The organism is Aphanothece microscopica RSMan92 (assembly GCF_046613545.2).
GTDB lineage: Bacteria > Cyanobacteriota > Cyanobacteriia > PCC-6307 > Cyanobiaceae > NIES-981.
In genome coordinates, this window is record NZ_JBKKKY020000595.1 from 1 (window position 1) to 423 (window position 423).

Below are 423 nucleotides of genomic sequence, written 5' to 3' on the forward strand. Positions count from 1 at the left end.
GGCAAGGGCTATTAGCGACAAGCAGGTTGCAAACACAGACGTTGTTTGCGGTATCGCAGCCTCGGGACGTACCCCGTTTGTTCTCGGAGCCTTGAACCAGGCACGGTTGCAGGGCGCCCGAACGATTCTGATTTCAACGAATCCGGTGACGATTGTTCGAGGTTTCGCACCTGACGTTGATATCTTGATATGTCCCGACGTCGGCCCTGAAGTGGTTGCTGGTTCTACGAGAATGAAGTCAGGTACGGCACAGAAAATGGTCCTGAACATGCTTACGACAGCGGCCATGGTACGTATAGGAAAGACGTACGGCAATGTCATGGTTGACTTGCAACAAACAAACAACAAACTTCGAGCCCGGAGTATACGAACCGTGCAAACCATATGTGCTCTAGATTCTTCAACCGCCGAATATGTCTTGCG

General features: G+C 51.3%; 1 protein-coding gene. It reads left to right on the plus strand.

Annotated elements, in window-relative coordinates; all coding sequences use genetic code 11:
• The coding region (locus ACLD7X_RS19220; RefSeq protein ID WP_411425275.1) for an N-acetylmuramic acid 6-phosphate etherase at positions 1-423 on the plus strand (423 nt) is incomplete at both ends.